Source organism: Pseudidiomarina sp. PP-1MA (genome assembly GCF_041200125.1).
Lineage (GTDB): Bacteria > Pseudomonadota > Gammaproteobacteria > Enterobacterales > Alteromonadaceae > Pseudidiomarina > Pseudidiomarina fusca.
On the sequence record NZ_CP165718.1, the window covers coordinates 2039703 to 2063991 of the forward strand.

General features: G+C 47.7%; 15 protein-coding genes. 5 read left to right on the top strand and 10 right to left on the bottom strand.

Annotated elements, in window-relative coordinates; translation table 11 throughout:
• Positions 1 to 15 precede the first annotated feature (15 nt).
• Positions 16 to 462, top strand: a complete 447-nt coding sequence (gene asnC / locus AB8S08_RS09715; RefSeq protein WP_110076112.1) for a transcriptional regulator AsnC — start codon at positions 16 to 18, stop codon at positions 460 to 462.
• A 65-nt stretch (positions 463 to 527) separates the two neighbouring features.
• Here the strand turns inward: asnC and AB8S08_RS09720 are convergent, their stop codons facing one another.
• The 4 genes from AB8S08_RS09720 to AB8S08_RS09735 all read right to left on the bottom strand — a co-directional run bounded on the left by AB8S08_RS09720 (position 528) and on the right by AB8S08_RS09735 (position 4870).
• Positions 528 to 1481, bottom strand: a complete 954-nt coding sequence (locus AB8S08_RS09720; RefSeq protein ID WP_369744196.1) for a PstS family phosphate ABC transporter substrate-binding protein — start codon at positions 1479 to 1481, stop codon at positions 528 to 530.
• A 137-nt stretch (positions 1482 to 1618) separates the two neighbouring features.
• A complete protein-coding gene (phoR, locus tag AB8S08_RS09725; RefSeq protein WP_369742613.1) occupies positions 1619 to 2920 on the bottom strand; it encodes a phosphate regulon sensor histidine kinase PhoR in 1302 nt (433 codons plus the stop codon).
• Positions 2921 to 2948: 28 nt separating this feature from the next.
• Entirely contained in the window at positions 2949 to 3635 is a 687-nt protein-coding gene (phoB, locus tag AB8S08_RS09730; protein WP_369742614.1) for a phosphate regulon transcriptional regulator PhoB, read from the bottom strand.
• A gap of 89 nt (positions 3636 to 3724) precedes the next feature.
• The gene (locus AB8S08_RS09735) at positions 3725 to 4870 is read right to left on the bottom strand and encodes an endonuclease/exonuclease/phosphatase family protein (protein ID WP_369742615.1); all 1146 of its coding nucleotides are present in this window, start codon (positions 4868 to 4870) and stop codon (positions 3725 to 3727) included.
• Between the two features lie 276 nt (positions 4871 to 5146).
• Between AB8S08_RS09735 and AB8S08_RS09740 the strand changes: the two genes are divergently transcribed.
• The 3 genes from AB8S08_RS09740 to tadA all read left to right on the top strand — a co-directional run bounded on the left by AB8S08_RS09740 (position 5147) and on the right by tadA (position 12272).
• Positions 5147 to 8392 (top strand): TonB-dependent receptor domain-containing protein, encoded by a 3246-nt coding sequence (locus AB8S08_RS09740; protein WP_369742616.1) that lies wholly within the window; start codon positions 5147 to 5149, stop codon positions 8390 to 8392.
• Positions 8393 to 8539: 147 nt separating this feature from the next.
• Entirely contained in the window at positions 8540 to 11659 is a 3120-nt protein-coding gene (locus AB8S08_RS09745) for a carboxypeptidase regulatory-like domain-containing protein (protein ID WP_369742617.1), read from the top strand.
• 94 nt (positions 11660 to 11753) lie between these two features.
• The gene (gene tadA / locus AB8S08_RS09750) at positions 11754 to 12272 is read left to right on the top strand and encodes a tRNA adenosine(34) deaminase TadA (protein ID WP_369742618.1); all 519 of its coding nucleotides are present in this window, start codon (positions 11754 to 11756) and stop codon (positions 12270 to 12272) included.
• 57 nt (positions 12273 to 12329) lie between these two features.
• Here the strand turns inward: tadA and purL are convergent, their stop codons facing one another.
• The 4 genes from purL to guaB form a co-directional block, all read right to left on the bottom strand.
• A complete protein-coding gene (gene purL / locus AB8S08_RS09755; RefSeq protein WP_369742619.1) occupies positions 12330 to 16229 on the bottom strand; it encodes a phosphoribosylformylglycinamidine synthase in 3900 nt (1299 codons plus the stop codon).
• A gap of 147 nt (positions 16230 to 16376) precedes the next feature.
• Entirely contained in the window at positions 16377 to 17780 is a 1404-nt protein-coding gene (mltF, locus tag AB8S08_RS09760) for a membrane-bound lytic murein transglycosylase MltF (RefSeq protein ID WP_153826181.1), read from the bottom strand.
• 6 nt (positions 17781 to 17786) lie between these two features.
• Positions 17787 to 19361, bottom strand: coding sequence for a glutamine-hydrolyzing GMP synthase (guaA, locus tag AB8S08_RS09765; protein ID WP_219968249.1), 1575 nt, complete (start codon positions 19359 to 19361; stop codon positions 17787 to 17789).
• Positions 19362 to 19367: 6 nt separating this feature from the next.
• A complete protein-coding gene (gene guaB, locus AB8S08_RS09770; protein ID WP_110076102.1) occupies positions 19368 to 20837 on the bottom strand; it encodes an IMP dehydrogenase in 1470 nt (489 codons plus the stop codon).
• Positions 20838 to 20934: 97 nt separating this feature from the next.
• Between guaB and xseA the strand changes: the two genes are divergently transcribed.
• Positions 20935 to 22263 (top strand): exodeoxyribonuclease VII large subunit, encoded by a 1329-nt coding sequence (gene xseA, locus AB8S08_RS09775; RefSeq protein WP_369742620.1) that lies wholly within the window; start codon positions 20935 to 20937, stop codon positions 22261 to 22263.
• On the opposite strand, the gene AB8S08_RS09780 is transcribed toward xseA, so the two are convergent.
• Both AB8S08_RS09780 and AB8S08_RS09785 read right to left on the bottom strand, forming a co-directional pair.
• The gene (locus AB8S08_RS09780) at positions 22260 to 23195 is read right to left on the bottom strand and encodes an AEC family transporter (RefSeq protein ID WP_369742621.1); all 936 of its coding nucleotides are present in this window, start codon (positions 23193 to 23195) and stop codon (positions 22260 to 22262) included. The two genes, xseA and AB8S08_RS09780, sit on opposite strands and share 4 nt — an antisense overlap.
• A 49-nt stretch (positions 23196 to 23244) precedes the next feature.
• Complete coding sequence (locus AB8S08_RS09785) at positions 23245 to 24201, bottom strand: porin (RefSeq protein WP_369742622.1); 957 nt, start codon at positions 24199 to 24201, stop codon at positions 23245 to 23247.
• Positions 24202 to 24289 lie beyond the last annotated feature (88 nt).

Consider the following 24289-nt stretch of genomic DNA (forward strand, 5'->3'; position numbering starts at 1 on the left):
CTACGAGCCAAATAAATGATCGACAATTTAGACAAAGACATCTTGCGTACTTTGCAACAGAACGCCAAAACCAGTTATGCGGAAATCGCTAAGCAGCAACAGGTGAGCCCTGCAACGGTGCACGTACGCGTTGAAAAAATGCGCCAAGCCGGCATTATTAGTGGCACTCACGTGCATGTTAATGCCAAACAGTTAGGCTTTGATGTTTGTTGCTTTATTGGTATTAATTTAGCTAAAGCAGGCGATTACCCAAGCGCATTAAAGCAACTGCAGGCTCTACCGGAAGTGGTGGAAGCGCACTACACCACAGGCCAATACAGTATTTTTATTAAAGTGATGGTGCCATCCATCAGCGAACTGCAAGATTTATTGATCAATAAAATTCAGGCTATTGCGGAAGTTCAAGCCACTGAAACACTCATTTCTCTGCAACAACCCATCATGCGTAACCTTTCCATTTAAAGGGGAGTTTTGTTACGGACATAAAAAAATCCCCCAGCCTTGGCTGAGGGATTTTTGGGCAATGCTTAATTTAAGCCTAAACGCTCAAGTTCTTGCTCTACCACCACACGTGGTACTGGAATGTAACCGTCTTTATCAACGATTTCTTGGCCTTGCTTAGATAAAACCATTTTTAAGAATTCGGCGGTTGCTGGGTCAAGCGGCTTGTTTGGATGCTTATTGACATAAACATATAAGAAGCGTGCTAACGGATATTTACCTGCTAATGCATTTTCAGTGGTTGCATCCACATATTCGCTGCCTTCTTCAACAGCTAAAGGCACCGTTTTAACACCAGAGGTCATGTAACCAATACCTGAGTAGCCAATGGCATTAAGCGATGTTGATACTGACTGTACTACCGATGCGGAACCCGGCTGTTCATTAACGTTATTACGGAAGTCGCCATCACATAAGGCAACCTCTTTGAAGTAGCCGTAGGTTCCTGATACTGAGTTACGACCGTAAATTTGCAAATCACGGTTTACCCAGCTGCCAGTTAAACCTAGGTCGCCCCAACGGCGAACTTCTTCGTTGGCACCACATAAACGAGTGCTCGAGAAAATCGCATCAACTTGAGCAATGGTTAAACCTTCAATCGGGTTATCTTTGTGCGCAAACACCGCTAGCGCATCGATAGCAACACGCACTGGGGTTGGCTTGTAGCCATGACGTTTTTCAAAGGCCTCGATTTCTTTCGCCTTCATAGCACGGCTCATAGGGCCAAAGTTTGAAGTACCTTCAGTCAGCGCTGGTGGCGCAGTAGAAGATCCGGCCGCTTGAATTTGCATGTTTACATTAGGGTACATGCGTTTAAATTCTTCCGACCAAAAGGTCATCATGTTCGCCAGAGTATCTGAACCTACCGATGATAAGTTGCCTGATAGGCCACTTACTTTTTCATATTCAGGTAGGTCATCTGTGGCTTTTTGTGCGTAAGCTCCAGCACTCACAACAGCGCTTAGGCTGAGTGCAATCATTGCAGATTTAAGTTTCATAATAACTCCGAGAGTTGTCTTGTATTCATCTTAGTCGACCTAAGTCAGACTAGTTTATTGAGTTCATACCGGAGAGTTTAAGTCGTCAATGTGACAGTTTAATGACAACTATGACGAAATTATGATGATTTTATGACAAGCTCTTCTGAAATCCGAAACCAGAACTTAGACCCCCGCCCCAGCTGCGAATCTATTTGGAGCTTACTATGATGATGCTCAAGCACTTGCTGCACTATGGCCAAGCCTAGGCCTGAACCACCTTTTTTACTATTGCGATCTTTATCTACTCGATAAAAGCGTTCAGTTAAACGCGGTAGATGTTCACCGCCAATGCCGGGGCCATTATCAGTAACACTAAACTCCATGCTGTTAGCCACTGGCTGCCAACGTACTTTGATGTGCCCGCCCGGTGGGGTGTAATGAATCGCATTGGTGACTAGATTGGCAAAGGCGCTGCGCATCTCATCATCAATGCCAAACATGCTCACCTCAGCGATATCAAATTCGATGCTGTGCTGCTTGTCTTGATTAAGACGTTCGGCATCAAGTTTTAACTGCCGAAAAATCGCTGGAACATCCACTTTACGCTCAAAAATATCTGTCCGGTGAACATCTAAACGCGACATCGACAACAATTGGTCAACTAGGTTGCGCATGCGCGTGCTTTGCGCGTCCATGTCTCGCACTGCTTTACTAAGCATGGCTGGCGGCATTGCCTCTGGTTGCTCAAGCATCTCGAGATAACCTTGCAATACGGTCAGTGGCGTTTTTAGCTCGTGCGATACGTTTGCGACAAACTCTTTACGCATCTGTTCTAAGCGCTTAATCTGAGTTACATCGCGCGCCATCAGTAAGTACTGATCATCACTGTACGGCATGATGCGAACTTCTAACTCAACTTCTTCACGAACAGGCGAGGCAAGGTGCATATCTTCGTTGAAGTTGCCTGCTTGCAAATAAGCAACAAACTCAGGATGACGAATTAAGTTAGGTAAACGGATACCGGTATCAGCCGGCCATTTCAGGCCGAAATAGAATTGCGCTAACTTGTTACACCAAATGAGGCTACCATCTTTACGAAACACGATAGCAGCATCGGGTATAGCTTCTGAGGCTTCACGAAAACGGCGCAGTAACCTAGCAAGGGCGCGGCGACGTTGCTGACTGCGACGCTGGGTTCGGTAAATGCCGTCGTAGATATAGCTCCAGCTGCCAGGAGCATTTGGCGGTAACAAGGTGCGTCGATGCCACAGCCAGTCCACCAATTTGTATTGATAATAATAATGCCAAGCCACCAGCATAAACAAAGCGATGGCCATCAATGGCCAAAACACATCAAACAACGCACCAACGACCGCTAACGGCAGCACATACCACAGTAAGCCCCGTAGAATAAAGAAAACCGAGTAGCGTCTATCCATTGGTGCGCATCCGCTTGTTTATCGCTGTTTAGTTTTTTGAAAACCGATAACCGACGCCCCGTACGGTTTGAATGAGGCGATCATGACCATGCAATTCTAACGCTTTGCGCAAACGTCGTATATGCACATCAACGGTTCTGTCTTCGACATAAACGTTGGTGCCCCACACATGGTCTAGCAGTTGCTCACGACTATAAACCCGTTCTGGATGAGTCATAAAAAAGTGCAATAGCTTGAACTCTGTAGGCCCCATTTCTAAGCGATCATTAAAAGCACTCACGCGATGCGATACTGGGTCTAACTTCAAATGTTCTACCTCGAGCGGCTCATCTAACGCAGTTGGCGCGACACGGCGGAACACCGCCCGCATGCGGGCCATTAACTCTTTTGGCGAGAAAGGTTTAGTCATGTAGTCATCGGCACCAACCTCTAACCCACGTACTTTATCTTCTTCTTCGCCTCGTGCCGTTAGCATGATGATCGGGATCGAGCGGGTAAAATCATCGCCTTTTAGCTTTTTCGCTAACTGAATACCAGAGCCACCAGGAATCATCCAATCCAGCAAAATCATATCAGGGAAGGGCTCAACCACTTTTTCTAGGGCTGCTTGGTAGTCACCCGCCTCCACAGCTTGATAGCCGTGCTGCTCCATGACGAAGCTCAGCATCTCACGAATCGGAGCTTCGTCTTCAACAATCAGTATCTTTCTAGACATGTGCGTTACCTGTTATTTTCCAACAGCGCCAATTATTCAGATACTTTATGACACTTTTATGAAAATGCTGCAAATAGATGACATTTATTTCATTCTGCGGCAATAAGTTGCAGATCAACCCAAACTAATCGATGGTCTGAAGAGCGTTGCCGTTCACTTACTAAATCTGCCTTGGGTTGTCCTAATGTCGGCCAAAACACACCACTTTGAATCACCCGCGTACCATAGACTGATGGCAGCACATAATCAGCGCGCTTACGCCATCCGGCCGTATGAGTTGCAGCATGGGGATTATTCGGGGTGTGAGCACTGCCACCAGCACTGGTCGGCGTGGGTTCTGCTTGAACCGCCGGGTGCTGCAACAGCTGCGCAATAGTGCCTGGATAATTATCAGTACTCTCCACTGACGCATTTAAATCACCCGCTACCACAAACCGCTGTTGTGGAGCTAAACCGCCGCTGCGACCCTGATCGTCGTAGATGTAATCACTGAGGTGCGGCTGGAGATAATCGGCCCAGAATCTGATTTCGTCATGATTGCGACGCCCGTTTCGATCTTCAGGCCCGTCGAACACCGGCGGCGTAGGATGGCTCACTAACAAGTGCAAAGCAAAATCACCGACCATGACCGGCACATCCCAATGAGATTTTGAGCTTAACGGAAACTCTTGCCAAGCTGCGGCTGGGTACCAAGGCTCTTGAGTTCCGGGTTTAAGTGGCTGCAGCGCGCCCGGCATATCCTTCCATTTGAAATTCCGAAACGTACGAATCGCATCATCCGCAAGAGGATACTTTGACAGCACCACCATCCCATATTGTCCTGGATAATTGCCATACCCCCAAGCATCGTTGCCTACACCGCTAGCATGGCCATCTTGATCCAAGTCAAAGGGACTAGGTTCACCGGTATTCACTGGGGCAATGAAATAGTAAGGATAATCGATCGGAGACTCACCACGCTGGCTATGCGCCAGATAGTCTTTTAAGAATACCTCTATGCCTTGCTCAGCTGGCAAATAGTCAAATTCATTGAGTACCAAAATATCAGGCCGAACATGTTGAATGATCTCGGCTATTGCTTGAATTTGTGGATGCTGGTTAGCTAGCGCGAGGGTTAATGCACTGGCTCCTTCTGCGGCCAATTTGTCGTTCGGTAGATAATTGGAAGCATCCATACTGACATTGAAGGTTGCCACGCGTAAGCTTATCGGTTCAACAGGTTCTGGTTTGGCCATATCACATCCGGTCAAAACTACTGCAAATGCCGCTATAACAGGCACTAAGATTGACTTTTTCACTTGATGATTTCCGTTAGTGGGAGAACTGAGACAAATAAAAACAATAAAGGTTCTAATTTAACGATGCAATTGAAAAGAAAATTGCGTAAAATATTGTCACATTTTTGACATATCTGCGTGCTATAAATGCGCACGAATGTCATTAAGGCGTCAAAACAAGCGGTTATGCCTTAACTCGATTTTTATTAAAAGCAACCAACCCAGGAAATAAAGATGAGTACATCTATGCGATTAACACGCACCGCCAGTGCTATCGCCGTTGCATTGGGCTTAGTCTCAGCAACTGCTATTGCACAAGATACCTCTGCAGCAATGCGTGGTTCTATTGTCGGTCCACAAGGTGCTGGCGCAGCCAACACCAAAGTAGTAATCGAACACATGCCTTCAGGCAGTCGTTTAGAAGTAACGACTGACGAATCAGGTTCATTTATTGCCAGTGGTCTGCGTGTTGGCGGTCCTTACCGTGTAACCTTAGACTCAGACGTATACCGTGACGCCACCTACGAAGAAGTTTACCTGAAATTAGGCGAAACTTACCGTTTGAATGCGCAACTTGAGACTCAAGCTGCTGAGCGTATCAGCGTTACTGGTCGCGCCATCAACTATGCTTCAATGAACAACGGTTCTTCAAGCTCGTTTGGTCAAGAACAAATTGAATCACTGCCTACTTACGGCCGTGACTTAAAAGAAATCGTTCGTTTGAACCCATTAGCCACTCAGCTTGGCGACGGCGACCAATTAGTTGTTGCTGGTAACAACCCAAAATACAACTCAATCACTATCGACGGTATCGGCCAGAACGATGATTTCGGTTTGAACAACAACGGTTACCCAACCCAAGGTTCACCTATTTCAATCGACGCTATTGCACAAATTAACGTTGATGTGATGCCGTTTAGCGCTAAAGAAAGCAACTTTACTGGTGCTAAAGTTAACGCGGTAACCAAATCTGGTACCAATGAATTAAAAGGTTCTGTATTCGTTCAGTACACTAGCGATTCTTTAGCTGGTAACCCTAGCGAATCTATTTATGAGCCAGGCTCTGGCGTACCAAACGTAGATTATGATGAGAAAACCTACGGTATCGGTATCGGCGGTCCAATCATCGAAGACACCTTATTCTTCTACGCTAACTACGAAAAATCGAGCGAATCAGAAAGCCCGTATCGTGGTCCTATCGGCTCAAATGCATCTAACATTGCCAATGTATCTCAAGAAGCTTTAGAAGAAGTTTTATCTATCGCTCGTGAAGTATACGGCTTAACCGATAGCCAACTTGGCGACTGGAACATGCCAGCTGAAGAAGACGACGAAAAATTGTTGTTGAAATTAGACTGGAACATCAGCAATGAGCACCGTGCAGCCTTTACTTATCAGGCTACCAAAGGTAACTCAATTCGTGGCCATTACGGTAGCGATAGTTCATTAGCTTTATCTTCTAGCTGGTACAACAACGAGCAAACCTTAAATGCTTACGCGTTGCAGCTGTACTCAAACTGGAGCTCTAACTTCTCAACTGACATGAAATTGTCGTACAAAGATGTTGAAGCTTTGCAAGAGCCAATGAACGGCCGCACCATGGGTTCTGTTACTGTCCAAGTAGATGGCGACCGTAACGAAATCACTTTTGGTCCTGATTACTCACGCCATGCTAACTACGGTGAAAACAGCACCTTAGAATTGCAATTAAACGGTGAATACTTAATTGGCGACCACGCGTTGTCATTCGGTTACCAGTACTCTTCTACTGATATCTACAACTTGTTCGTACAGAACGCGTTGGGGTCATGGGAATTCTGGAGCCTAGAAAACTTCCGTAACAAAACTGCTAACCGTTTCTATTACGCGGGCAGCTTAACCGGTGACGTAAACGATGCTGCGGCCGACTTTACTCAAGGTTATCAAGCGCTATACCTGCAAGACACTTGGGCTCCTACTTGGGATCTTGAGTTAACGTTTGGTGTGCGTTACGAGCGTATTTTCGCAAAAGACAAGCCAACTTATAACCCATTGTTTGCTGAGCGTTATGGCTTCGCCAACACTGAAAACTTAGACGGTAAAGACTTAATTTTGCCGCGCTTTGGTTTCAAATACCAAGCAGCTGACGATATCAAAGTACGTGGTGGCTTCGGTCGTTACGGCGGTGGTCGTCCAAACGTATGGGTATCTAACTCATACACCAACAGCGGTATGGCATTCTCGCAGTTCAATACCAGCAGCTTGCCATCTTCGGTTTACAGCAACAACGTAGACCCAACGACTGTTCCTGAGTTAGTACAACAATCATTAACTCAAGACGGTTACGTGAATGCTATCGATCCAAACTTCGAATTACCAACCGACTGGCGCGCCAGCTTAGCGGTTGATTTCGAAAGCTTCGATATCCCATTCATGGGCGAAGAGTGGTTTGCGAGTGCAGAATACATCTACAGCCGTCGTAAAGATGACGTGCAGTGGGTCGATTTAGCGCGTCGTCAATTACTTGACGAAAACGGTAACCCGGTAACTACTGCTGACGGCGGCCGTCCAATTTATGTTGTTGACGATCCATTAGATGACCACGAACCAATGGCTCCAGGCGATGATAACGGCGTTGAGCGTTATGACCTGATGTTGACCAATGGTGACGGTGGTAACAGCCGTATCTTTACTGCAACTCTTGGTAAAGCTTGGGACAACGGTTTAAGCTTACGTACTAGCTACACCAACCAAGACGTACAAGAAGCAGTAGCAGGTAGTTCAAGCACTGCGGTATCTAACTTCCGTTACCCAGTTGCTATCGACCCGAACAATGTTGAAGCCGGTACGGCATCGTACATGGTTGAACACCGTTTGATGGCCGATATCACCTACAAAACTGAATTGTTCAGTGGCTACACTTCTACCTTTGGCTTATTCTGGGAACGTTACTCAGGTCGTCCATGGGGTTATGTGCTAGACACCTTCCGCTTCAACAAGTTTGGTGACCAATCAACCTTCGAAAGTACTGCTCGCTACTTGCCGTACATTCCAACAGGTGCCGATGATCCGAACGTGGTATACACCGGCGGTTTAGACTATGACACTTTTGCTGGTTACTTAGCAGAAACGGGTCTTGACCAATATGCTGGCGGTTACGCTCCACGTAACACTCGTCGTGCTCCTTGGACCACCAACCTAGACTTTAAATTCTCGCAAGAGATTCCAGGTTTTGTTGACGGCCATAAGGGCGAGTTCTACATCAACGTTCGTAACCTGATTGCTCTGTTCGATAAAGATGCAGGCCAAAAGCACGTCTTACCTTTCGGTGATAACGCGCGTCAAATCGCCTCTGTTAATATCGACGATCAAGGCCGTTACGTTTATGGTCAGCCATATAACAGTGGCGACGGCTGGGACGTATTGAACCAATCGCCTACCCGTTATGAGCCTACTCGCTCATCATGGCAGGCCAAGATTGGTGTTCGCTATCGTTTCTAATTTAGTAATACAGAAGCCCTCGCAGCAATGCGGGGGCTTTTTTTAACCGACAAAGTCATCAATTTGTCATAGTTATTAACTACACTTCGCAACCCAACTTTTTTATTGATAAAACTGTTTGTTTAACACAACTAGGGAAACAACATCATGTTCAATAGTAAACCCAGCCGTATAGCCGCCGCAGTTGCCTTGGCTATCGGGATTTCCTCAGCGGCCATTGCGCAAGAAACCACATCAAGTATTCGTGGTGTGGTAACGAGCGAAGCAACCGGACAAGCTATCGCCAATGCAACGGTAACGTTAAAGGATGAACGCACCGGTACTACTAGTACACTTTCAGCTAACGACAATGGATTGTTCTCTGCCCGCGGCCTTGCCGTAGGTGGTCCATACACGTTAACTGTCACCGATGCGATGGGTAACAGCGAGGTTATTGAGAACGTCTTCTTAACCTTGGGCGAGACCGAAAACTTAAGCGTGGCAGTGCCGCAGCAGTCCGTAGAACGCATTGCTGTCACTGGTTCGCAACTCACTACGACTTCTGGTACTAATGGTCCAACTGCAACCTTCAGCCTAGCTGATTTGCAAAGCGCTCCTACAGTAAACCGTGATATCAAAGATATTGTACGTAATGACCCGCGTATCTATATCAACGAAACTAACGCACGTGACATTCAGTGCGCCGGCGCTAACCCGCGTTTCAACAGCTTGACTGTTGACGGCGTGCGCATGAACGATAACTTTGGTTTGAATTCAAGTGGTTACCCTACCGAGCGTATGCCTTTCTCTTATGATGCTATTGAGCAGGTAGCAGTAGAGTTAGCTCCTTTTAACGTGCAATACGGTGGTTTTACTGCGTGTAACATTAACGCCGTAACCAAATCAGGTGAAAACGAACTATTTGGTAGCGTTTTCTTTGATTACACCAACGACAGTCTGCAAGGCGACAAGCTTGAAGGTGACTCGATCAACGTGGGGGCTTTCAACGAACGTCGTTACGGTTTCAACGGTGGTGGCGCATTAATTGATGATAAACTTTTCGCCTTCATTGCTTATGAAAAACTAGAAGGCGCTGATACGTTCGATCGCGGACCAGAAGATGGCTCTGCAGCCACGCCAGTAATAGGCGTTACGCAAGCAGATCTTGACCGAATTGCTAACATCGCCCGTGATGTTTACGGCTTCGAGCCAGGCGGTTTCCCAGCTAGTATTCCAGTAGAAGACGAGAAGTTCTTAGCGAAATTAGACTGGTACATTAATGACCAGCATCGTGCGGCCTTTACCTACAACTACAACGATGGTTACTCTATCGCTGAGTCTGACGGTGATGACAACGAACTAGAATTCTCTAACCACTTCTATGAGCGTGGTTCTAAATTCACTTCTTATGTAGCACAGTTGTACTCAGACTGGACCTACAACTTCTCTACCGAAATTCGTGCTGGTTACTCTGAGTTAGACGCTCGCGTTAACCCACTTGGCGGTACTGAAGTAGGTGAAGTTCAAATCAGCCACAATGGCAACACCATTTATCTTGGTGCTGACGACTCTCGTCATGCCAACAAGTTGTACTACGACACAACTTTCTTTAAAGTTGCTGGTACTTACTTGTATGAAGACCATACTTTTACCTTCGGTTATGAGCGCGAAACTTACGACGTGTACAACTTGTTTATTCAAGAAGCACAAGGTGAGTTCCGGTTTGCCTCTATCGATGCTTTTGAAGCTGGTACTCCTAGCCGCGTGATTTATGAAAACGCCGCTGGTAGTAACGATCCAAATGACGGTGCTGGTCAATTCAAGTACTCAGTAAACACCTTGTATGCGCAAGATGAATACTACTTTATCGACCAAGACTTAACCTTAACTGCTGGTTTACGTTATGACTGGTACACCACCAGTGATGAGCCAGCGCTGAACGCTAACTTCCAAAGCACTTATGGTTTTGCTAACACTGCTACGTTGGATGGCGAAGGTCTAGTACAGCCGCGCTTAGGCGTAAACTGGGTAGTAAGCCCAGAACTTGAAGTACGTGGTGGAATTGGTTTGTACTCAGGCGGTAACCCGAACGTTTGGTTGTCTAACAACTACTCAAACAACGGCGTGAGCTTGTACGAATCAAACCTGTTCTTAAATGGTGGCAGCCTGTTTGATATCCCTCACACTGGTTCTGGTAATCCATTAATCGACATTCCACAGTCCATGTATGACGAAGTAGCAAACGCTGCTGGTGTTGGCCCGGTTAACGCATTAGATCCTAACTTTGAATTACCTAAAGAATGGAAATATGCCATTGGTGCCACCTACGCCTTTGATAACGGCTATGTTTTCATGGCTGACTTGTTGCACACTGAAAAAGACAATGCTGCAATCATCAAAGACTTACGCCGTACACAAGTGGATACAGCTCCAGACGGTCGTCCAATCTATGCCGGTTCAGGCTCTGATGCCTTCTTGTTAACCAACGTTGATGGTGACTCTGGTAAGCAAACCTCATTGTCATTGGCGGTAAGCAAATCCCATGACTTTGGTTTAGACTGGACCTTGGCTTACGCTTGGAACAAAGCTGAAGACGTTAACCCAATGACCAGCTCGGTAGCTTACTCAAACTACACCAACGTAGCGGCTGCTGATTTACAAAACCCAGGCGTGGCAACTTCTAACTACGAAATTCCACACCGCTTTACTTTCCGTGCTACCTACACCACTGAGTGGTTAGATGGTTACGATACTAAGTTCAGCTTATTCGGTAGCGCTAACAAAGGTCGTCCGTACAGCTACACTATGAACGGTAACGTGTTTGGTGATATCACTAGCTCTGCTCGTGCCTTGTTATACGTACCAACTGGTTTAACTGACCCGAATGCAATCTTTGCTGCTGGCTTTGATACTGACAAATTCTTTGCCTTTATTGAAGAAGCTGGCTTAGACAAGTACGCTGGTGGTATTGCACCTCGTAACGAGTTCTATAGCAGCTGGTGGCACAAAGTTGACTTCAAATTCGAACAAGACCTACCTGGTTTTGCCGAGGGTCACAAATCAAGCCTGTACTTTGTGGTTGATAACTTAACTAACCTGTTAAACGATGATTGGGGCGTGTTGTATGAAGCAAGCTTCCCTCGTTCAATTGGCGTAGCTAACGTATCAATTAACGACCAAAACCAATATGTATTTGAGTCATTAAGCTCACGTATTGACGGCGTACAAGGTCGTTCAGGTGCACCATCATTGTGGAGCATCCGTTTAGGCTTTAAATACGATTTCTAAGCCTAACCGCGCTTTAGTTGAAACAAGCCCTCGCATCTGCGGGGGCTTTTTTTTATGATAGGCCATCATTTTACAACGAAGCGTCTTTCTATCTATGCTCGACTCCAACCAACAGCACCAGCATTTTATGCAACGTGCACTCCAACTAGCCGAGCAGGCTCAAGCCTTAGGTGAAGTCCCCGTGGGGGCTGTCTTAGTACAACAAGGTGAAATCATCGGTGAAGGCTTTAACCAAGTGATTCATTTGCATGACCCATCCGCCCATGCTGAAGTGATGGCGATTCGCGCAGCTGGTCAAAAACTTAATAATTATCGTCTGGTAGACACGACTTTATATGTGACCCTAGAGCCCTGCGCAATGTGCGCTGGGCTGATCACTCATGCCCGCGTTAAAACTCTTGTATTTGGCGCCAGCGATCCGCGTACAGGCGCAACGGGTAGCGCCATCCAAGTCGTTAACCACAGCAGTATGAATCATCAGGTTGAGGTTATAGGTGGCGTATTAGCAGACACCTGTGCGCAGCAATTAAAGGATTTTTTTAAACAACGCCGCGCGCAACAAGCGGCTGAGAAATTACACCGATCCAATAACGAAAAACCCGAGACCAAGTAAGCGTCTACAGCTGCTTACATGATCTCGGGTTCTGCTGGTGTCCTACGCAGGACTATCTTAGCCTAAATAGACTCGAGCATTGCGGAACATGCGCATCCACGGGCTATCTTCACCCCATTCGTCTGGATGCCAGCTATTCGCTACGGTACGGAACACCCGCTCTGGATGCGGCATCATAATAGACACTCGACCATCACTGGTAGTTAATCCGGTAATTCCCGCTGGAGTACCATTGGGGTTAGCCGGATAGCTGCTAGCAACTTGGCCCTTATTATTAATGTAGCGCAAAGTCACTAACTGCTGTTGCTGTACTAACTCTAGGTTGTTGCCACTAAATTCAGCCCGCCCTTCACCATGAGATACCGCAATTGGCATTTTCGAGCCAGCCATACCAGAGAAGAACAACGAGTCATTAGGCTGCACTTCAACCAAGCTAAAACGCGCTTCAAACCGCTCTGAACGGTTAGTAACAAAACGTGGCCAAGCTTCTGCACCAGGAATCAGTTCTTTCAGATTTGATAACATCTGACAGCCATTACACACCCCTAGCGCGAACGTGCGTTGGCGTTCAAAGAAAGCACTGAACTCATCGCGGGCACGGCCATTAAATAAAATCGACTTCGCCCAACCCTCGCCTGCACCTAGTACGTCACCGTAGGAGAAACCGCCACAAGCAGCTAAACCATCAAACTTATCTAAGCTGATGCGACCGCTTAAAATGTCACTCATGTGCACATCAATCGCAGCAAAGCCGGCGCGATCGAAAGCTGCGGCCATTTCCATGTGCGAGTTCACCCCTTGCTCACGCAAAATAGCCACCACAGGATCACGCCCTGTATTGATGTACGGAGCCGCAATATCCTCAGCCACATCAAACGTCAGTTCGGCAAACAAACCAGGATCATTAAGGTTTTGCTTAGCTTCAAACTCTTCATCAGCGCACTCTGGGTTATCTCGTAAACGCTGCATCTGATGGGTAGTTTCTGCCCACACAGCACGGTAGTGACTACGCAAATGAGACAGCACTTCTTGTCCATTGCGATTAAATCGCACCACATCTTCGCGCACAGGCTGACCGATAACCTTCACACAATCAGCTAACCCATGTTCAGCAAATACTGCCTGCACTGCCGGCAAGTCCTCAACAGTTACCTGAATGACAGCGCCTAATTCTTCACTAAAGAGTGCCGCAAGATCGTCTGTACCAACTTCATCAAGGGCTACTTCAACCCCACAATGACCAGCAAAGGCCATTTCTGCCACCGTCACAAACAAACCACCATCAGAGCGATCATGATAGGCCAGTAATTGCTTGTTGTGCACCAGTTGTTGGATGGCGTTGAAGAAGCCTTTCAGCAAGGCGGCGTCATCCACGTCAGGCGTGACATCACCTAACTGACGATAAACTTGGGCTAACGCTGAACCACCCAGACGGTTTTGCCCTTGCCCCAAATCAATCAAGACTAATTTAGAGTCGCCTTTATCCATCCGCAGCTGCGGGGTTAGCGTTCGACGCACATCACGTACGCGACCAAAGGCAGTAATGACAAGGCTCAGCGGTGCGGTTACTGCTTGTTCATTACCGGCACTATCCTGCCAGCGAGTCTTCATCGACATCGAATCTTTACCCACCGGAATGGTGATTCCAAGCGCTGGACAAAGTTCTTCACCGACCGCTTTGACTGCTTCATAGAGACCAGCATCTTCGCCTGGGTGACCAGCAGCAGCCATCCAGTTTGCCGACAATTTTACAAAACTTAAATCGCCGATATCAGCGGCAGCAAGGTTGGTCAAAGCCTCGCCCACGGCCATCCGTGCAGACGCGCCGTAGTTTAATAACGCCAGTGGTGTGCGTTCACCCATGGCCATAGCTTCACCGGCATAGGTATCGTAGCTAGCAGCAGTTACCGCCACATCGGCTACAGGTATTTGCCATGGTCCCACCATTTGGTCACGCGCAACCAAACCAGTCACAGACCGATCACCAATGGTAATCAAGAAGGTTTTCTCTGCAATCGCTGGCAATCGTAACAAGCGCTTGGCCGCGTCGTTAAGCTTGATTGAGCTGGTTTCTAGCGCTTGTCCCTGAACTTGCGCTGAACTTACGTCACGATGCATTTTCGGTGGTTTACCAAGTAGCACGTTCAGTGGCAAATCAATGGGCTTATTAGCAAATACCGGATCTGTCATGGTTAGATGTTGCGCTTCAGTGGCTTCACCAATCACTGCGAATGGTGCCCGCTCACGCTGACAAATCTGTTCAAAAACATCCATATGTTCTGGCGCAATAGCCATCACGTAGCGTTCTTGCGATTCGTTACACCAAATCTCGAGCGGCGACATACCTGGCTCATCGTTGGGCACTTTGCGTAAGTCAAAAATACCACCACGGCCACCATCACCCACCAGCTCTGGCATGGCATTCGACAAACCACCAGCGCCTACATCGTGAATAAATGCAATGGGGTTCTTGTCGCCCAGTTGCCAGCAACGGTCAATCACTTCTTGGCAGCGCCGCTCCATTTCTGGGTTATCACGCTGAACCGAAGCAAAGTCGAGATCTTCGGTAGAGGTACCAGATGCCATCGATGATGCCGCACCGCCACCTAAACCGATATTCATGGCCGGGCCGCCTAATACCACAAGCTTGGCGCCGACCGGAATCTCACCCTTCTCAACGTGTTGCTCGCGAATATTCCCCATACCGCCGGCAATCATAATAGGCTTATGATAACCACGGATTTCTTCGCCGTTGTGGCTGGTTACTTTTTCTTCATAGGTACGGAAGTAACCTGTTAAAGCAGGGCGGCCAAATTCATTATTAAACGCAGCGCCACCTAAGGGTCCTTCGAGCATAATATCCAGTGCGGTAACAATCCGTTCTGGTTTACCGAAGTCTTCTTCCCATGGCTGTTCAAAGCCTGGAATACGCAGGTTAGATACGGTAAAGCCAACCAAACCGGCTTTAGGTTTAGAGCCACGCCCCGTTGCACCTTCGTCACGAATCTCGCCCCCAGACCCCGTGGCGGCACCCGGATAAGGTGAAATGGCAGTAGGATGGTTGTGAGTTTCCACCTTCATTAAAATATGAATAGGCTCATGGAAATAGCTGTATTCACCTGCGGCGGCGCTGCCGGCTGGGTATGGATAAAAACGACCAGCTTCTGACCCTACCATCACCGCAGCATTGTCTTTGTATGCCGACAACACGTTTTCAGGGTGCGTTTCGTAGGTGTTCTTAATCATTTTGAACAATGATTTAAGCTGCTGCTCGCCATCAATAGTCCAATCGGCGTTAAAAATTTTGTGGCGACAATGCTCAGAGTTTGCTTGCGCAAACATATAGAGTTCTATGTCGTTTGGATTGCGCTTTAACGCGCTAAAATTTTCAAACAAATAATCAATTTCATCATCCGCAAGCGCGAGCCCCATGGTCACGTTAGCTTGTGCCAGGGCTGCTCGACCACCAGCTAAAATATCAATACTTTGTAGTGGAGCCGGCTCGGCATGCTCGAATAAGATGCTTGCTTGCTGCAATTCTGCCAACACCATTTCGGTCATACGATCATGTAACAAAGCGGCCGCCTGAGCCAATTGCTCCACACTCAGCTCACCACTGAGGTAGTAGGCAATGCCGCGTTCGATGCGCTTAATTTGGGTCAACCCACAGTTATGCGCAATGTCCGTTGCTTTTGATGACCAAGGTGAGATAGTTCCTTGGCGTGGCACCACCACTTGTAAGCTACCCTCAGGCAAGTGCTGCGCCATAGAAGGGCCATAACTGAGTAATTTCCCCAACACTTCGCGCGACGCATCGTCAAGCGCTTGGGCTACATCTACAAAATGCATGAACTCTGCATAAACTTCGGTAACCGGAAGCTCAGCAGCCTGTAATCGTTGCAACAGCTTTTCGGTACGAAATTCTGACAAGGCCGGAGCGCCACGTACTATTTCCACAGATCTCTCTCCAAATTATCGAGGGTCAATTATCAGTTTTCTCACACAACCGGAACCACTTCTGGCGGCGCTCCAGTTGTAATCGATGACGTTTTCTTAGCAAAGCACGGCGTCTTTCAGGCGACACCAACCGACGGTTTCTACGCATTAGTTCATCTCGTCACCACTACCTTGCGGAAGCAGAATTTGCATGGGTTTGGCTGGAATGCGTCCACGGCTATCAAGCCAAATCAAGGTATCATAATAACGACGGATGTTTCCTACATACCGCACCGGTTCATCACCTCGAGCAAAACCATACTTGGTTTGTCGGTAATATTTTTTCTGTCGTAATAAAGGTAGACGTTTTCTCACATCTATCCAGCGATCAGGATCGGCGCCCTGCTGCTGAGTCAAAATCCGTGCGTCTTCAAGATGGCCAAAGCCAATATTATAGGCAGCCAACGCAAACCAAATGCGGTCAGGGTGTTGAATACGGGCTGGAATTCGCTGCAGCATTCGCTCAAAATAGCGTGCTCCGCCACGAATGCTTTGCTCCGGGTTAAGTCTACTGGTTACGCCCATCGCCTTAGCCGTAGGCAGGGTCAGCATCATCATGCCGCGAACCCCAGTTGGCGACAAAGCACGCGGGTTCCAATGGCTTTCTTGGTAGCTGATAGCGGCCAATAAACGCCAATCGAGACTACCTGCATGGCGTTCAAACATCTCGCGGTAACGCGGTAAGGTAGTTTCTACTGCTTGAATAAACAAACTAGCATCCACGTAATTAAAGTTAGCAACATGGCCAAAATGCTGGTCCATCAACTGTGCCAACTGGCCTGACGCACGCAGTTCACCAAAAAAATCAATCACTTCAGCATAAAGAGAGCCATCCACCTGGGATGCTAGCATCCAGCCCACATCAACTCGGTCTCGTACCGTAAAGGCCACGCTTAGATTAGGATAATAACGACGTTGGATATCAAGTGTATTGCTGTCCGCGATGGTAAAGTCGATCTCACCTAACATGACGCGGCGCAAAAGCTCTTGGGTATCTTGATCATCCGTGGCGCGCCATTTCAGCTCAGGATAATCACTACTAATACTTTGCAGCCAATCGTGGTGACTACTGTTAGCCACCACCACCAGTTCACCATCTAACTCGGTTAAACTACGCGGCCGATCACGCGAGCCTTGTTTGTAAATGACCCGCTGGCTTACCTCAAGGTAAGGAGGGCCAAAACGAAACAGTTGGTCGCGTTGGGGTGTACGATCTAACCCAGCTGCCAACAGGTCTACTTCGTTGTTAGCCAGTAAATCGAGTAAGTTTTTGACGTTATAGCGCGGCACCATTTCTAGGGCTACGCCGAGTTCATCAGCAAATTGCTGCGCCAAGGCCGCTTCAATGCCTGCTTCGCCATTGGCATCAAGGTAATAGGTTGAGGGACCCATCAAGGTCCCTACCTTTAATACGCCGCGGGCTTTGATTTGCTCTAGCTGACTGGGCTCTGGAGCTGGCGTACAGCCAACTATCAATAACAACCAGCAACAGCTAAGCAGAACTCGCAGCATCTTAACCTATTCCCACTCGATGGTAGCTGGCGGCTTGCCGGAAATATCGTATACCACCCGTGAAATACCATCAATTTCGTTAATAATACGATTAGATACGGTTTCTAACAGCGTGTATGGCAAGTGTGCCCAGCGTGCGGTCATAAAATCTATCGTTTCTACGGCGCGTAGTGCAATCACCCAATCGTATTTTCGAGCATCACCCATAACGCCAACTGAACGTACCGGTAAGAAGACCGCAAAAGCTTGGCTTACTTCATGGTACAAACCAGCTTTGCGTAACTCTGAAATAAAGATGTGGTCAGCACGACGCAACAAGTCGCAATATTCTTTCTTAACTTCAGCCAAGACCCGTACGCCCAAGCCTGGTCCTGGGAAGGGGTGACGATAAAGCATGTCATATGGCAACCCTAACTCAAGACCAATTTTACGCACTTCATCTTTGAATAATTCACGTAATGGCTCCACCAAGCTCAGCTTCATATCGGCCGGCAAACCACCTACGTTATGGTGAGATTTAATCACATGGGCTTTACCCGTTTTCGAGCCAGCCGATTCAATCACATCCGGGTAAATCGTACCTTGAGCTAGGAAAGATACGTCTTTAATTAAACTCGCCTGTTCATCAAATATTTCAACGAACACACGGCCAATAATTTTTCGTTTAGCCTCGGGCTCTTGCTCACCAGCAAGGGCATCTAAGAAGCGATTCTCGGCATCGACATGAATGATATTGAGGCCATAGTGGTCACCAAACATGTCCATAACTTGCTCTGCTTCTTGCCAGCGTAACAGACCGTTATCAACGAAGACGCAGGTTAACTGGTCACCAATGGCACGGTGCAACAGCATGGCAGTAACCGAACTATCTACCCCACCGGATAAGCCCAACACCACCTTTCCGGTTCCTACTTGGGCGCGGATTCGAGCAACTGCATCATCAATAATGTGTGCCGGCGTCCAGTTTTGTTCACACTCGCAGATTTCTACCACAAAGTGCTCTAGCATCCGCATCCCTTGGCGCGTATGAGTTACTTCAGGGTGGAACTGCACACCATAAAAATCGCGGGTGTCATCGGCCATAGCCGCAATCGGGCAGGTTGGTGTTTGCGCCACAAGGGTAAAACCCGGTGGCATTTCAATCACTTTATCACCATGGCTCATCCAGACATCAATGCTAGGATTGCCGCTTTCGTGAACGCTATCTTCAATGTGATGAAACAGTGGACAGGGCGCAATACGTTCTACTTGCGCATAGCCAAATTCACGCTCACTAGAGCCTTGCACTTGACCACCTAACTGGGCCGCCATGGTTTGCATGCCATAACAGATACCAAATACCGGTACCCCAGCGTTAAACACGTAATCAGGTGCGCGCGGAGAGTCAGCTGCAGTGACAGATTCGGGCCCCCCTGACAAAATAATACCATTCGGCTTAAACTCGCGGATATCAGCTTCGCTCACATCCCAAGCCCAAAGTTCACAATAGACACCTAGTTCACGTATACGGCGAGCAATCAGCTGAGTGTACTGCGAACCAAAATCTAAAATTAATATTTTATGCGCATGAATATCTTGCATGATTGCTTATCCCATCCGGTAGTTAGGTGCTTCTTTGGTGATTTGCACATCGTGCACATGGGATTCACCCATACCCGCCGCTGTTACTTTGACAAATTGCGGTTTGGTGCGCATTTCTTTCATGGTGGCACAGCCGGTTAAGCCCATGGCTGAACGTAAACCGCCCATTTGCTGATGAATAATAGTGGCAATCGGCCCCTTGTACGCAACGCGGCCTTCAATCCCTTCAGGCACCAGTTTTTCTGCTTCGTTCGTTGCTTGAAAGTAACGATCCGACGAGCCGTGACGCTGATTCATAGCACCAATACTGCCCATGCCACGATAGGATTTGTAGTAGCGGCCTTGATAAAGCTCTACTTCACCGGGTGACTCCTCAGTACCCGCCAACATACTGCCAACCATCACGCAATCCGCTCCAGCAGCGATGGCTTTAGCAATATCTCCAGAAAAGCGAATCCCGCCATCAGCAATAACCGGAATGTTGGTTCCTTTAAGTGCGTCTACGGCGTCTGAAATAGCCGTAATTTGCGGCACACCGCAACCGGTAACAATGCGCGTGGTACAGATAGAGCCAGGACCAATCCCAACTTTTACCGCATCTACCCCGGCATCAGCCAAGGCTTTCGCTCCAGCACCCGTTGCCACGTTACCTGCGATGATTTGCAAGTCTGGGTAAGTTTTGCGTGCCCACATCACTCGGTCAATAACCCCTTGTGAATGGCCATGAGAGGTATCAATCAACAGTACATCTACCCCGGCTTCAACCAATGCCGCTACGCGTTCTTCTGTGCCTGGACCCACGCCTACCGCAGCACCCACTCGTAACCGCCCTAAATCGTCTTTACAGGCGTTAGGCTTGTTTTCAGCTTTGGTGAAATCTTTCAAGGTGATCATGCCAAGCATATGAAAATCGTCGTTTACGACCAAGATTTTTTCTACGCGGTGTTGATGCATCAAACCTAAGATTTCATCACTGCCAGCATTTTCTTTCACGGTAATTAATTTGTCTTTAGGGGTCATGATGCTGCTAACTAAGCGGCTATCATCTTTTTCAGCGCGAGTATCTCGACCGGTGATAATACCTACTAGCTCACCACTTTCTGCGACCACAGGAAATCCATGAAAGCCATGCTCGATGGCTAGCGCTCTGATTTCACCTAAAGTAGTGTCGGGAGTAACTGTTACTGGGTCTGAAACCACACCGCTTTCGTATTTTTTAACTTTACGGACATGTGCGGCTTGCTCAGCAATGGTCATATTTTTGTGGATAAAGCCTAGCCCGCCTTCTTGCGCTAGAGCAATGGCTAATGCTGCTTCGGTTACCGTATCCATGGCCGCTGATACAAGGGGAATATTCAATTCAATCGAGCGCGTTAAACGCGTGCGCAAATCGGCTGTATGGGGTAAAACGGTGGAGTGTCCTGGGACGAGCAGAACGTCGTCAAAGGTAAGAGCTTCTTGGGCAATTCGTAGCATGGCAACATCTCACTGGCTGACTTAATGTTGCGTGCAGATTTTACTCGCAAAGCGCTTTTCAGTAAACTGATTTCTCAACTTTCCAGTGGGTTTTATCATGCAGCAGTCGCACATCTTTACCGTACATGGCCTTAATAGCGAAGTTCGGCAAGTATTAGAGCAGGGCTTTGGCTCGGTTTGGCTGGTTGGCGAAATTTCAAACTTTGCCGCTCCTGGCTCTGGCCATTGGTATTTCACCTTAAAAGATGAACGTGCGCAAATTAAAGCAGCCATGTTTCGCAATGCTAATCAACGGGTACGGATACAGCCGCAACAAGGCATGCAGGTTTTAGTACGGGCCAAATTGACCGTGTACGAACCGCGCGGCGATTATCAGCTGATCATAGAACATATGGAAGACGCTGGGGCCGGCTTACTGCAGCAACAATACGAACAACTTAAAACCAAACTCCAAGCTGCTGGCTTGTTCGATCCTCAAACCAAGCAAGCACTGCCGCCCCGCATTAACAAAGTAGGCGTGATCACCTCCCCCACAGGAGCGGCCGTGCGCGATATTTTAGCCGTAATGAAACGCCGCGACCCAGCGGTAGAGGTGATCATCTACCCTGCTAGCGTACAAGGCCAAAGTGCTCCGCAAGAGCTGCTACAGATGTTGCAACGGGCAATCGCACGAAACGAGGTTGATGTACTCATTGTGAGTCGCGGTGGTGGCTCATTAGAAGATTTGTGGTGTTTTAATAACGAACAACTAGCTCATGCGTTGTTTGCCTGCCCGATTCCGACCATTGCGGCAATCGGTCATGAAGTCGACTTTACTATTGCTGATTTTGTCGCCGACGTACGCGCAGCTACACCATCGGCAGCGGCTGAGTTAGTGACCCGTGATCAGCGCGAAACCATGCAAGTAATTACTCACTTAGAGCATCGTTTAGCCCGCGTTTGGCAGGCCCAAATGACGAGTTGGCAACACCAGCAACGGTATTTACAGCAACGTTTACAGCAACAACACCCCCAACGTCAGCTACAGCAAAATAGTCAACGCTTAGATGAACTCAGCAACCGTGCCCAATCTGCCCTGCTGCGGCAATCTAAATTGCATCAACAACATCAACAACAACTGCAACAACGTTTGCTAGCAGCTCATCCAAAACGGCTGCTGGCACCTGCGCAATTACAATTGCAACAATTGCAGCAGCGCCAACAAACCGCCATGCGCAGCGTGCTAAAACAAGCCCATCTGCGACTACAAAGCACCATTCAAACACTGCAAGTGGTTAGCCCCTTAGAGACTATTGCGCGTGGTTATGCGGTGCTGCAGAATGACCAAGGCCAAGTGATTCGTGACCCCGCTGAGCTTGCTCCACAACAGGTGTTTAACGTACGTGTTGCCAAAGGTGAGTTTAAGGCCACCAAGGTTGGAGACTAAATTGATTGAGCCAGCCATTGCAGCAGATAAAACCAGAGTGGCAAGCTGATAAAACACAGCAATACTCCGTAGCCTACCACTGCGGCTGATAAGGTCGGCGCTAAGCCGGCCATAATAGCCAGCGCGCCGGCTGAAATCATCGCCGGCATGGCTGCTTCCATGATGGTGACCTGAACCGCCAGTTGCTGCAAATCAAACGCCCACAAAGCTAATAAGGCAATCATTGGAGTAAGCACTAACTTTATACCTAAAGCCCAGTACAATGGCCCTCGATCTTCTTGTGGCAATCTTAGTTTAAGCTGAAAGCCAACCGCTACCATGATTACTGGCACCAAGGTAATGGCGAGCGAATCAATAAAACTACTCACTACTTCTGGATAACTAAAGGGCCTTAGAGCAAAGGCTGCAACAAGCGCAACAAAAGGCGGAAATTTGGCGATCTTCATCAATAATTGTGCCAAGGAAGGTCGCTGTGCTGCTTGCCCCTCATCATGAGCATAGACCGCAGCTGTAATGGTGGCATAAATGGAGAGAATAAAGAATGACCCTAGTTGGTCATAAAGCAGTGCGTATGGGATCCCCTCGGGGCCAAAAAAAGCCTCAACCATAGGAAACCCAACAAACGAGGTATTGCCAAGCGGGATGACAATTAACATAGCACCCACGGTATTGCGTGACCACTTAAACAACTTACCTAACCACATTATAAGTGGCACCGTTAGTACTAATAACAGCCACGGCATTATGGCTGGGTAAAGCAACTCTTTGCCAAAGGTTAGGCTAGGGATTTTCTGCAACACCACGGCAGGTAGTGCCACATAAATCACGTAGGCATTAAGAATTTGACCGGTATTTTGTGGAAATTGCCGACTACGCTGTAGGAGTAGACCAATGACTACGTAGCCGGCGATAAAGATAAAGTTCGCCATCATCTGCATCTGTTGGAATTGATGGCATTAGTTTACCTTGCTTTGCTGCTAGTTAAAACTTGTGCTCGATACCAATCGCCAAGTATCGTTGCTGTACATCGATATTATCGAGATCACGGCCAGTATACCAAGCGTAAACTATGGTGTTAGCACCGAGTTTATAGTCAGCGCCAGCGGCAATGGCTGATTTATCACCATCGTCAAAATCCATCATTTGATATTGGAATTTAAAACTGAAATTCTGCCACGGCTGAATCACATTCGCGACCCACCCATCGGCTTGACCAGTACCATCAACATTTTCTTGATCTTGCCACAACAGACCAAGCTGAGTATCGCCTACTTTGGTCATCCCCATGGCACGCACTATATCGCGTCCATTAACACTATCGTCTACGGCAATGGCTGCATGAAACTGGGTTTGTTTCAGTTTTTTATCGCCATAAGCCAAGCTTAGCGAGATGCCATCGTCAACGAAGTCATCTTCAGCAAACACATAACTTGCCGCTACCTGAAACTGGTTATACTTAGGCGAGAAATAACTTAACGTGTTTTTAGTGCGGTTTTTACCTGCAAATATATGCTTCATGTCTGCGGCATAGTTAGAAAAGGGATCAAAGCCACTTTGTACCAACTTCAACGCGGTATCGCGACGCCCCACAGTAAACTCACCAAAGTTACCTTTGAGCCCGATAAACTGGTTACGCGCCTTAATATTGTCATCACCACCTAAATCGGCAACGTCAACTTCCCATTCTAATTGATAAATGACCTCAAGGTCGCCATCTAACTGAGCGCCCCCTTTAATGCCAAAACGGGACGCATTAGAGATAATTTCAGTATCACTGGGAGTGCCATCATCAAGATCGTTGCTTTGTAGGGATACATTGATTTTTCCATAAAAATCAAAAGTAACAGGCTCATCCTGAGCTTGCGCAAGAGGATGAATTAGCATTGCAGTTAATGCTAGTAAAGGAAAGATAACGTTTGCTTTAGCACGGATTGCCATAACTTAGCTCGCCAGTTTAGTGATGATTCACACAAGATATATAGCATATCTTCTACCTGGAGAGCTATGTTATGTCAGTTTTATGACA

Bases quoted from the DNA above. Each gene is read 5' to 3' on its own strand.
- asnC (WP_110076112.1), top strand. From the start codon at position 16: ATGATCGACAATTTAGACAAAGACATCTTGCGTACTTTGCAACAGAAC.
- AB8S08_RS09720 (WP_369744196.1), bottom strand. From the start codon at position 1,481: ATGATTGCACTCAGCCTAAGCGCTGTTGTGAGTGCTGGAGCTTACGCA.
- phoR (WP_369742613.1), bottom strand. From the start codon at position 2,920: ATGGATAGACGCTACTCGGTTTTCTTTATTCTACGGGGCTTACTGTGG.
- phoB (WP_369742614.1), bottom strand. From the start codon at position 3,635: ATGTCTAGAAAGATACTGATTGTTGAAGACGAAGCTCCGATTCGTGAG.
- AB8S08_RS09735 (WP_369742615.1), bottom strand. From the start codon at position 4,870: ATGGCCAAACCAGAACCTGTTGAACCGATAAGCTTACGCGTGGCAACC.
- AB8S08_RS09740 (WP_369742616.1), top strand. From the start codon at position 5,147: ATGAGTACATCTATGCGATTAACACGCACCGCCAGTGCTATCGCCGTT.
- AB8S08_RS09745 (WP_369742617.1), top strand. From the start codon at position 8,540: ATGTTCAATAGTAAACCCAGCCGTATAGCCGCCGCAGTTGCCTTGGCT.
- tadA (WP_369742618.1), top strand. From the start codon at position 11,754: ATGCTCGACTCCAACCAACAGCACCAGCATTTTATGCAACGTGCACTC.
- mltF (WP_153826181.1), bottom strand. From the start codon at position 17,780: ATGCTGCGAGTTCTGCTTAGCTGTTGCTGGTTGTTATTGATAGTTGGC.
- guaA (WP_219968249.1), bottom strand. From the start codon at position 19,361: ATGCAAGATATTCATGCGCATAAAATATTAATTTTAGATTTTGGTTCG.
- guaB (WP_110076102.1), bottom strand. From the start codon at position 20,837: ATGCTACGAATTGCCCAAGAAGCTCTTACCTTTGACGACGTTCTGCTC.
- xseA (WP_369742620.1), top strand. From the start codon at position 20,935: ATGCAGCAGTCGCACATCTTTACCGTACATGGCCTTAATAGCGAAGTT.
- AB8S08_RS09780 (WP_369742621.1), bottom strand. From the start codon at position 23,195: ATGATGGCGAACTTTATCTTTATCGCCGGCTACGTAGTCATTGGTCTA.
- AB8S08_RS09785 (WP_369742622.1), bottom strand. From the start codon at position 24,201: ATGGCAATCCGTGCTAAAGCAAACGTTATCTTTCCTTTACTAGCATTA.